The following is a 10494-nucleotide window of genomic DNA, read 5'->3' as shown; positions in this document are numbered from 1 at the left end:
ATTATTAAATATCGGCAAATTAAAAATAAAGAACAAGTAATTTAATTTTTAATAACTCAATAATAAAATCAAGAACTCAATGAGTAGTTAATGATTCAATTTTAGGAAATAACACCTCTACATAGTTCTTAAAACTCATCGTTAACTTTTAATTAACAAGAAATAATTTTTTTGAATTGACTTTAGGCTCAATAAGCATCAATTTAAATAACAATAACATTTAATTTTACGAAGTAATTATCTTATTGGAAAGTAAATTTTAATTCTTTATTTAATTCATGACAATGTTACTCTTCATTATATGAATGCGAGAAAGGAAAATATTGTGACTAATTCTGTTAACGCCAATAATAGCTCAAAATCAGACAATTTTCCTATTCATGTTGAATGTCATACAGAATGGGGAAAATTACGGCATGTCATTGTCGGTCGTGCAGATAATGCTTGTATTCCTCCACCAGAACCTGCATTTATGGCCCGCATCCCAGAAAATTCAGATATGCGAGGTCGTTATGGCCCAAGAAGCCAAGAATCCGTTGATGCTGCCAATGAACAATTGGATGGTTTATCTTCGATACTGATTTCACGTGGCATTCGTGTTGATCGGCCAACCCCATTAGATTTTAACTCTCCTGTACAAACCCCGGATTTTATCCAAGGCACCATGTTCGGTTGCCAGCCACCGAGAGACGTCCTCATCACTATTGGCAGGGAAATTCTTGAAGCAACAATGAGTTTCAGATCCCGTTTCTTTGAGTATTTATGTTATCGCCCTTTGATTGCTGCTTATATGCAAGAAGATACAACTATGCGGCATGAATCAGCCCCTCGTCCTCGGCTTTCGGATAGGAGTTACCGGAATGGTTATTTATCTGAAGAGATCAGCATGGAAATCCGAAAAGAGTGGGTAATGAAAAAAGAATTCGTCACGACAGAAGAAGAACCCATTTTTGAAGCTGCGGATATTTTCCGATGTGGGAAAGATCTTTTCGTACAGCATGGCTTTACTACAAACATGAAAGGCATTGATTGGTTACGGCGTCATTTTCCTAATTATCGTATTCATACTGTCAATTTTCCCGGTGATCCTTTCCCAAGCCATATAGATTGTACTCTGCTACCTTTGCGTCCCGGCTTAGTTTTAAATAATCCTGACAGGCCGTTACTGCCTGAATCCAGAGAATTATTTATTCGTAATGACTGGCAGATTATCGAAGCAGCTCCTCCTGCACATCATCACTCTCCCCCGTTATGTTATTCAAGTACATGGCTGTCAATGAATATATTGTCACTTGATGAGAAAACAGTATGTGTAGAAGAAAGTGAAATTTATCAAATAGAACAATTGGATAAGTTAGGATTTGAAGTCATCCCTGTGCCTTTCCGCAATGCGTATCCTTTTGGTGGTGGTTTGCATTGTGCCACGACGGATATTTGGCGAGAAGGAAACTGTGATGATTATTTCGCTATAGAAAGTTCACCGTATTAACATATAACGTGTTGGTACATTGAGCATACAAAAACAATTAGTCTTATTTTGACCATTGAAAATCATGGTCTGAAAATTAGAGATCTTTCAATGAATAATATAGAGCTCAATACAGACTTTTCCAAATATTTACCGAACACCTTTCTCTGCAAGGATGTTCAATATTGCCTTAAAAAAGTACCTGCTGATTTTCTCGTTGAAGAAGTTTCAAACTTCTATCAACCCTCGATAGAAAAACAGATCTGGCATTTCCAATTACGTAAAGAAGGAATGACAACCTCTGAAGCAGTTACAAATATTGCCAATATATTAGACATACCAGAAAGCTATATTGGATATGCGGGATTAAAAGATGAAGACGGAATAACAAGTCAGAGAATATCTATTCAATCTTTATCACGGAATATAGATACCCGTGCCATCAATGCTCATTTGGATATGACTTCGGGAAAATGGTTATCATTGCATGAAGTTGGTTGTTTTGAAGAAAATATCAAGATTGGCCAACTCGTAGGTAACAGCTTTCGAATTGTCATACGTAATTTAGATAAGCCTATTGCACAAGCCTTGGCAAAACAGACATCTCATAACCACGCTTTCATTAACTACTATGATACGCAAAGATTCGGTGTACCTGGTGGCCCGTCTACAACTCATCTTATTGGGCAAGCCTTTCACCACGGCAAATGGGAAAAAGCCTTGTCATTGATATGCCAATCGGCATCACCAGAAGCACAAGCAGCCCAAAAATGGCTAGGTAAAGCCGAACACTTTTTTCATCAGTTAGATCCCAGGCGACTCTCTTTTTATTATGCTTCCTACAGTTCTTATCAATGGAACAATCTCGTCGCCCAAGAGTTCCAACAATATCACCAAGGTCTACAAGTGATGCGATCATCAATACCCTATGTTTTACCCACAGCTTATTCTGATGTCATGACATTTGCCGCTACGACGCCTTGGTATCCCTTTATTCGATTTAATATCGTTGATGGAAAAAAAGTAGAAAAACAAAGTCTTCGCCCAACCATTGTGCATACCTTTATAAAAGTTACTGATCTCAATGAAGATCATGAATTCCCTGATCGTTCCTGTTTAACAATCGAATTTTTTCTTCCATCTGGCTGTTACGCAACGATGGCCGTTTGTCAATTTATTTACTTGGCAAATGCATATTTAACTTAGGAGGTTTGCATATGCGTATACTATTACTTATTCCTCCCTATATTCCCTCTTATTTTAATGCCGGTCATCACTTGCCTTTATTTCAAGTTGCAACCTATATCAGGGAAAGAAACTCATTATGGCAAGTTACTGCGTTAGACGGTGGAGCATTAAATCTCACTTGGCATGATTTAGCTCAGGAATTGGCAAAAGGCTATGACTTTATTGGTTTATTTAATGATTTTGATGCTGTGGATAGTTTCAGCCGCACAGCAATGTATTGTCGAGAGATTTTACCCCAAGTGAAAATATTTACTTTCGGACGATTATCAAAGCAAGTTCCTGGTTGGTTTAAGCAATTTAATTTTGAAGGTATTGTTTTCAGCGGTGATTATGAAAGTGGTGTTGAGTCTTTCCTACTAAATTATGAGTCCGACACAAAGAGTATTCCCGGTCTTATTGTGAAAACCCCCCTTGGTTATTTGCAGGGGGATGTCGGTCAGATGCTGAGTCCAGAAGAGTGGATACTTCCCGATACATTGGAGATCCCTTACGCTGCATATGATCGTATGTATAAGAATGACTTAAACAAATTTTGTGGTATTCCTGATCGACGCGAACTCGTTATTCCTGTCGCACGAGGATGCCCGGTGGGTTGCGAATTTTGTGATGTCCCTCCCATGCAAGGTAAAAGCGAACGACGGCTTTCAGTTGATCGTGTCATCGAATATATCACGGAACAACAGCGCATCCAGCCATTTGATTATGTCTCTTTTTATGCTCCTACCTTTACCTTGAATCGTCGGTGGGTAAAAGAATTGTGTCATAAATTCATCGAATTAAAACTGCCCATTCGATGGAAATGCGTGACGACAATTTATCATTTGAATAAAGAATTGATTGAATTGATGGCACAAGCTGGTTGCATTCGGATCAGTCTGGGAGTAGAAACCATTTCCGTCTCACCAAATCTGCACTTACCCAAAATAAAGCTAAATACTGAGGCTAAGGTTGAAGAATTACTCGCTATTTCCAAGAAAAACGGCATAGAAATCAACGCATTCATTATTCTTGGCTTACCCGGAGATACAATAGAAGCATCAATTAAGACAATCGACTGGTTGATCGCTGAAGGTGCCAGAATTCGTCCCACTGTTTATACCCCTTACAACGAATTACACGAAAATTCCTCAATAACAGAGATGGGTAAATATAATCGCCAACTTTTTCACACATTGCCTCAATTCCTAGAAGAACGACAAAGAGGCTACTCATTGCTATTTGCTAATCAAAAAGATCGTGCCACTGAAGTCATGAAGAAAATTACACCGCAAGCGGGATATGAGCAAAACCTCACATCAGGAGATCACATATGAATATCCGATGGCATTCACCTGATTTCAAAAAGAAAAAAGAGCCGTTTAAATGGTTTTGTTCAGATCATTTTTTATCTCCGAACGTATTCAAACGATTACAAGCAGAATTTCCACATACAGGTTACTGTAAATCTCACCGTGAAGAAGGTGATGGAAAACACTATAGTACTTGGGATCTACTGGCTATTGATAATGGCATTCCCGTGCCGGAAACATGGAATACCCTGAGCGCTGCATGGAAAGCAATGCTGAAAGTTATATTAAGTGATGATTATCGCCATTACTTTTCAACATTGGTGGAACGCGATCTCTCAAAAACTCTCTTACACGTGCGTTTTACTATTTACCATGAAAATTGCTGGCTGGCTCCCCATTGTGACCGTCCCGATAAGATCCTGACTCAAACCCTTTATTTTCCGACGGGTAGCATAGAAGGGGGAGAGTTACTTATTCTCGGTTCATCTGATCCTGATGATATCAAGGAAACCGTTTCACCTTCTCCCAATCGTTCAGTGATCCTCCTGCCTTCTCCCTGCTCCTGGCACAGTGTTCGTAAGGTAGCGTCTGGTTCACAACATGCACGGCGTACCCTACTCCTGCATTACGTATGTCCTGATAGCCTTTAAATAATAAGGATAATGAAATCCATGTTTAATTTATTACTACCCCAAGCATTAACAAACACCCCTTACCGCTGGGGAATGGTATCTCCTTTTATTGACGAGGAAATAGCCAATAGATTGATGGAAACATTTCCTCATGAAGGCTTTATCATTGCAGAAAAAATGGCAGAAGAGGCCGATGATAAAAAAACCTACAGCCTGGAAGCATTACGCATTGAAAAGGATACTTATCTTTCTCCTGTATGGAACGAATTTTGCGAATATTTAAGAAGTGATCAATATCGGGATCGAATGGGAAAATTGATCGGCAAAGATCTCAGCTCGGCTCGTTTGAATTTAACGCTATGGCGATATCATTCTTCGCAATGGTTAGGGCCACATACAGATAAAACCGAAAAAATTGTGACTCAAATCTTTAACTTCAGCCGAAACTGGTCTCCTGATTGGGGAGGTTGTCTGCGTATTTTATACTCTGATGATTCACAAGATATTTATCGTGAGATCCCGCCTGAACTGAACACGTCAGTGATACTACAACGTTCAGATCAATCATGGCATATGGTAACGCCTATTTCTGCTTTTGCGCCTGAAGGGACTTACCGACGTGTACTCACTGCTGTTTTTATTTCGGAATAAGCACTGGAGAAATAATATGCAACAGATTGAAGTGACGGGCGGCAATCAATTATCAGGGCGTGTGCACATTTCAGGTTTCAAGCATGCTTTTCCACCGTTGTTTAGCCTAGCATTGTCAGCAAAACAACCTTCTTTAATCAAAAATGTTCCTGATATTGCAGACATCAGGATATTGGGCGAAATAGGTCAATTACTGGGCGCCAGCATATTGTATGAGCCAGAAAAACGCACCATGCACATTGACCCCCGTGGCTTAAGTAATCCCAAAATCCCCGAACATTTAAGTACGTTGATCCATGGTGCGTGGTATCTTGCCCCTGGGATACTGGCCCATGTGGGCCAGGTCATATTAGGTGAAACCGGTGGCTGTAAGATTGGAGTAGGTCAAGGAGGAGAGCGCCCCATTGAACAACTATGTACCGTTTTACAACGATTCGGTGCTAAAGTCGAAACCATAGGAAATATGATCCAAGCCACTGTATCCCGCTTTTCCTCCACTCAAATCGATATGGCTGACTTTGCCGTCGTTGAAAAAAGTACTGGCAAATTGACTGGCCCGCTTTATTCTGGCGCAACAAAAGCTGCATTGTTATGCGCCGCAAGGGCTGAAGGTATTAGTGAAATTATCAATCCTTATTCTAAGCCTGACGTTGCGGCATTAGTTGAAGCCATCAAATGTCAGCAGGTTGATATAGCGTGGGAAAAAGATCGAATCATAATTGCGGGGAAACCTGATGCGGATGGTTTTAAAACGACCCTTGGCCCTGATCTGATCGAAGTCATGACGTATTTGACCCTCTCCGCTTATTGCAACGCTCCAATTTCTATTACTGGCGTTTCGCAAGATGCTATCGAAACCGGGCTATCGGCTGAAATAATTTGTCTGGAAAAATTGGGTTATCAGCTTCAATGGGAAGAAAATACTCTCACTATCACCCAGGTGTCTCCTGCATCCCGATTGAATATTCAAGTTACCTCGCACGGAATATTCAGTGACAGTCAACCCTTTATGGCTCTTTTACTGATGGCATCCCAATTAGGTGGAAGTATTACAGAGCAAGTTTGGGTCAAGCGTTTTCAATATATTGAAGAATTGGAAAAGATGGGAGCCAAAATTATTCGCAATGCCAGATCAGTAGACATTATGCCCCATATTCCCCGCAAAAGTGGGAGAACCGTTCAAGCCGCTGATTTACGCGGAGCCGCAGCCCTAGTTATTGCAGCATTAAAAATATCAGGAACAACACAAATAAGTGGTATTAATCACCTTGAGCGCGGTTACCCAGATTTATTAGGGCAACTTCGTATATTGGGAGCCGAAATTTAAAAAAATCTGCTATGGAGTGTATTAATGGCGAATACAACATCTGTTAATAATAATTACCCGCTACCTTTGGCCCCCGAGCGTCCTTCTCGTCAGCGAGAATTTTTATCTGGTGGAATAAACTTACGTAGTGGTGAATTACACCATAAAGCATTAACAAAAATACTTCAGGAGATTATTGTTCCACCACAAAGATATCAATTTTACCCTTATCCTCAAGTTGAACATGAACATGCCGCCAAAATATTAGGAATTAACTCGTCTTCTATTTATTTCACCCCAGGATCAGATATCGCCATTGGTCTACTATTACGTTTGATTGCATGTACAACAAAAAGATTAATTATTCCTATACCTAACTATTTCGGCTGGATTGATCACGCCAATCTTAATCAAATTGATATATTACCCATTTATTTTGATGATCAATGTGCGGAAAATTTTTGTATAAAAACATTATTGGAGATAATCCAAGCAACTCCACCTTCTATTGTTGCAATATCAAATCCCAATAGCCCAACCGGGATAGAATTTGATAATAATACGTTATTAGAAATTTCTCATTATTGTGCCAAGCATGGTCACTTATTGGTTATTGATGAATGTTTTATAGCATTTGGTAGCATTAACCATTTAGAGCTTTTAGGCCAACCTGAACACATTATTTATGTTCGCTCATTTTCTAAAGGTTACGGTTTAGCAGGCGCTCGTATTGCCGCCATAATAGCCTCTTCTGCAATTATAGATATCTTGTCCCAGGAGAGGACTGAATCAGCTATCTCAGGTAGTACTTGGACATTACTTCAGAGAATTCTGGCGAAAAAAGAACATTTTCAAAAAATTTGTCAATCCATTATTCAAACACGAGAATATGTTATTGAAATCATCATGAAATTACGTCCGAATTGGCAAATTCTTCCTTCAGGTGCCAATTTCATCAATGTTAAAACTATTGGTGATCATCCCGCCAAATTAGTAGAAACCGCTGCTTTAGGTGGGTTTTACATCCGTGATATGAGTTCACAAGAAAGAATGAATGGGTATACCAGAATTGGTATTGGAGAGTTAGATCTCATGGTAAAATTTCTCAAGCAAATTTTCCCATCAGAATATTATTTTGACGAACAAATATACAGTAAATCAATTACAGTGAATAATGATGAAAAAACAGTTAAATAATATCAGGAAACTAAAGATTTACCCGATACATCACTCTGATATTCTGAATGGGAGAATATTAAAAATAAAACATACAACTAAAATAAACTGTGGAACGCTCATTCGTTGTGGTATACAGAGAGGGAAAGAAAAAGCAACATACAATAAATTATCAGAAATGTTACCCATCAATATCTTGGTAGATTTACGCACACCTGAAGAATATGGTCAGAAATTTAATCATCATATTCACACATCAACCAAGTACCTCAGTCGTCCCATTAGATTTAAACCACCAGAGAATAATCAGACACGTATTGTCACAGAATCTGATTATATTAATCTTTATTTCACTATGAGCCATACGGTATGGAAAATTGCTCAGGAAATCACAGGATTACTTGGTACAGGAAATGTGATGCTTCATTGCAGCTTAGGAAAAGATCGCACAGGACTTGTTACGGCTGCCATTCTTCACCAGCTCCAATTTTCCACTTTAGAAATTGCCCATGATTTTGCGCTGTCTGCTAGATTTCTCCGCCGCCAATATCAACTGATCGAAGATAAAGCCAGAAAAAATGGTGTTCCTAATCACCTGCAAGCACGCCGTTATGAACTATCGGAGAAAACAATCATCCCTATATTGAATGAATGGAAAAAAATAATCTTATAGGTGGATATATATTCAATAGATTTCGACTTGCATCTCGGTGGAAAGGGAATGAATCCTAGGGAGCATAAATAACTATATGACAGGGCAGAAAGAGCGCAACCAAAAAAGAGGCAACTTGAAAGATGAAGGATATAAATATGATTGATAATATGCAACGTATCTTAATAATAGGCTCTCCTGGAGCAGGAAAATCAACCTTCTCCAGGCAACTAAATCAAATTTGTTCGATTCCCTTATTTCATCTTGATAAAGAATATTGGCAAGAAGGATGGATAGCCCCTTCATCAGAAGAATGGCAGCAAAAATTATGCTCCTTAACGAATCAATCATCATGGATTATTGATGGTAATTATGGTTCAAGTCTGCCACAACGTTTAGAAAAAGCAGATACTGTCATTCATCTCTACATACCAACTTATATTTGTTTATTCCAGGCCATAAAGCGTATAGCTAAATGGCATGGAAAACAACGGCCTGATATGGCTCTTGGTTGCTATGAAAAAATAAACTTAGATTTTTTACGACAAATCATAAAATATAGAAAATATCAATTTAAAAAAGATAAGTTATTATTGGATGATTTTGATGGGAATTATATTCAATTGACATCAAGAGCAGAAATGAAAGCGTTTTTACAAAAAATAGCTCGGGGTTACAAACATAATCATTGACCTAATGTTTTGAATCTGTCTAGGTGAGTGCAGCCAACAAAGAGGAAACTTGAAAGAAGAAGGGTATAGTTCATTAATTGAATGAGAAAAAAATTATGGTTTTAAATCGTCAAGAACAACTGTTTTTGCTGGCTATGGCAATTGGCAGTATGGGCGGAGGAATCTGGCGCCCTATGGCAATCTTTTATTTAGTGTTAGTGCAAGGGTTAAATATCGTCGATGTTGGGCTGGCAATGACGATAGGTGCGATGATAGCATTACTTATTGCTGGTTACCCAGCAGGACTATTGGCTGATAAACTAGGGCCAGCTAACTCTACACTGGTAGGTAGTTTACTGCGATTTAGTGCATTTCCTTGGATGCTGGTTGTTTCAACACCCTGGCAAGTCACTATCATCGTTATATGTGTTTCCATCGGTGAACGTATTTACTGGTGTGCTAACCCTGCTGCAATAAGGGTTCTATTTCCTATTAAAAATACTCAGATGAGTATTTTTGCTATTATAAATAGTTGTAGAAATATTGGCTTAGGTTTTGGAGCTTTATTCTCTCTACTCTTCATTGATAAAGATGGGATATCTAACATCATAGTTAAATTGATTATTTGGGGAAATGCTTTTGGTTATTTTATATCAGGAATTATTATTTTTATAATAACGCGAAATGTTATCATACAATCTAATAAGATTATTCTAAACCCAATACAAACTGAGCAAGATCACATCTCCTCTTTTTCTATACTCCAGGATAGAAAATATCTTATTTTCGTTTTTTTGATAGGTATACTCCTATTGGCAGGAAAAAGTATTGAGCTTGTATTACCTTACTACTTTCTGATTGAACGTACTTTACCATCTTGGTTTGCCGCTTTTGTGTTTACTGGTCTTTGTTTTGGTATTCCTTGCTTTCAGCAAGTTGCGTTGAGATTAGGCAATAAACTTGGATGTCTGAGATCTTTAGCTTGCTCTGGCTTCTTACAAACGATCGCCTATAGCATCATTTTATTTCTTCATGGTGATTTTGCATTACAATTTATCTTAATTTTGATTGTAACCTTACTGCTTAGCCTTGCTGAAGCCATTCTCGGAGCACAAATAGGAATCGCTATTTTAATTTTTTCTCATTCAGGTTATGAAGGGCGTTATTATGCTGTTCTTCAATTTGCTTTCGGAGGGGCCTCTGTAATATCTCCTTGGTTATTCACCCAACTTCTCAGTTTTTCCAGCACTATATTATGGGGGAGTATTATATTATACGTTACCTTAACAGGCGTTGGGTTTATTATTCTAAATCGATATCACAATACAAGTGAAGAGTTGATGAAGAAAAGATAAAATAAGCTTAAAGAATATTTCACCTTTAAGCTATTAATATATTCTA

10 protein-coding genes are annotated in these 10494 nt (G+C 38.4%); all 10 read left to right on the top strand.

The window, feature by feature from the left end:
- The first annotated feature begins 325 nt into the window (after positions 1-325).
- Complete coding sequence (locus tag IQ211_RS16215; RefSeq protein WP_223281708.1) at positions 326-1489, top strand: serine/threonine protein kinase; 1164 nt, start codon at positions 326-328, stop codon at positions 1487-1489.
- 90 nt (positions 1490-1579) lie between these two features.
- Entirely contained in the window at positions 1580-2674 is a 1095-nt protein-coding gene (gene truD / locus IQ211_RS16210) for a tRNA pseudouridine(13) synthase TruD (RefSeq protein ID WP_189759762.1), read from the top strand.
- Between the two features lie 11 nt (positions 2675-2685).
- Positions 2686-4029, top strand: a complete 1344-nt coding sequence (locus IQ211_RS16205; protein ID WP_189759763.1) for a B12-binding domain-containing radical SAM protein — start codon at positions 2686-2688, stop codon at positions 4027-4029.
- Positions 4026-4655: a 2OG-Fe(II) oxygenase gene (locus tag IQ211_RS16200; protein WP_189759764.1), complete on the top strand. Its 630-nt coding sequence runs from the start codon at positions 4026-4028 to the stop codon at positions 4653-4655. The genes IQ211_RS16205 and IQ211_RS16200 overlap by 4 nt, the downstream gene beginning before the upstream one ends.
- Positions 4656-4676: 21 nt before the next feature.
- Positions 4677-5288 carry a 2OG-Fe(II) oxygenase family protein gene (locus IQ211_RS16195; RefSeq protein WP_189759765.1) on the top strand — a complete coding sequence of 204 codons (612 nt, stop codon included), beginning with the start codon at positions 4677-4679 and terminating at the stop codon, positions 5286-5288.
- Between the two features lie 16 nt (positions 5289-5304).
- Positions 5305-6615: a hypothetical protein gene (locus tag IQ211_RS16190; protein ID WP_189759766.1), complete on the top strand. Its 1311-nt coding sequence runs from the start codon at positions 5305-5307 to the stop codon at positions 6613-6615.
- A 24-nt stretch (positions 6616-6639) separates the two neighbouring features.
- Positions 6640-7791, top strand: coding sequence for a pyridoxal phosphate-dependent aminotransferase (locus tag IQ211_RS16185; RefSeq protein ID WP_189759767.1), 1152 nt, complete (start codon positions 6640-6642; stop codon positions 7789-7791).
- Positions 7769-8443: a tyrosine-protein phosphatase gene (locus IQ211_RS16180; RefSeq protein ID WP_189759768.1), complete on the top strand. Its 675-nt coding sequence runs from the start codon at positions 7769-7771 to the stop codon at positions 8441-8443. The genes IQ211_RS16185 and IQ211_RS16180 overlap by 23 nt, the downstream gene beginning before the upstream one ends.
- Before the next feature lie 137 nt (positions 8444-8580).
- A complete protein-coding gene (locus tag IQ211_RS16175) occupies positions 8581-9114 on the top strand; it encodes a P-loop NTPase family protein (RefSeq protein WP_189759769.1) in 534 nt (177 codons plus the stop codon).
- 95 nt (positions 9115-9209) lie between these two features.
- Positions 9210-10448 (top strand): MFS transporter, encoded by a 1239-nt coding sequence (locus tag IQ211_RS16170; RefSeq protein ID WP_223281710.1) that lies wholly within the window; start codon positions 9210-9212, stop codon positions 10446-10448.
- Positions 10449-10494 lie beyond the last annotated feature (46 nt).

Source organism: Xenorhabdus griffiniae, from assembly GCF_015163655.1.
GTDB lineage: Bacteria > Pseudomonadota > Gammaproteobacteria > Enterobacterales > Enterobacteriaceae > Xenorhabdus > Xenorhabdus griffiniae.
Note: the sequence above shows the minus strand (reverse complement) of the source record. Positions and strands in the feature narration are given on the sequence as shown.

Bases quoted from the DNA above. Each gene is read 5' to 3' on its own strand.
- IQ211_RS16185 (WP_189759767.1), top strand. From the start codon at position 6,640: ATGGCGAATACAACATCTGTTAATAATAATTACCCGCTACCTTTGGCC.
- IQ211_RS16205 (WP_189759763.1), top strand. From the start codon at position 2,686: ATGCGTATACTATTACTTATTCCTCCCTATATTCCCTCTTATTTTAAT.
- IQ211_RS16180 (WP_189759768.1), top strand. From the start codon at position 7,769: ATGATGAAAAAACAGTTAAATAATATCAGGAAACTAAAGATTTACCCG.
- IQ211_RS16170 (WP_223281710.1), top strand. From the start codon at position 9,210: ATGGTTTTAAATCGTCAAGAACAACTGTTTTTGCTGGCTATGGCAATT.
- IQ211_RS16190 (WP_189759766.1), top strand. From the start codon at position 5,305: ATGCAACAGATTGAAGTGACGGGCGGCAATCAATTATCAGGGCGTGTG.
- IQ211_RS16175 (WP_189759769.1), top strand. From the start codon at position 8,581: ATGATTGATAATATGCAACGTATCTTAATAATAGGCTCTCCTGGAGCA.
- IQ211_RS16195 (WP_189759765.1), top strand. From the start codon at position 4,677: ATGTTTAATTTATTACTACCCCAAGCATTAACAAACACCCCTTACCGC.
- truD (WP_189759762.1), top strand. From the start codon at position 1,580: ATGAATAATATAGAGCTCAATACAGACTTTTCCAAATATTTACCGAAC.
- IQ211_RS16200 (WP_189759764.1), top strand. From the start codon at position 4,026: ATGAATATCCGATGGCATTCACCTGATTTCAAAAAGAAAAAAGAGCCG.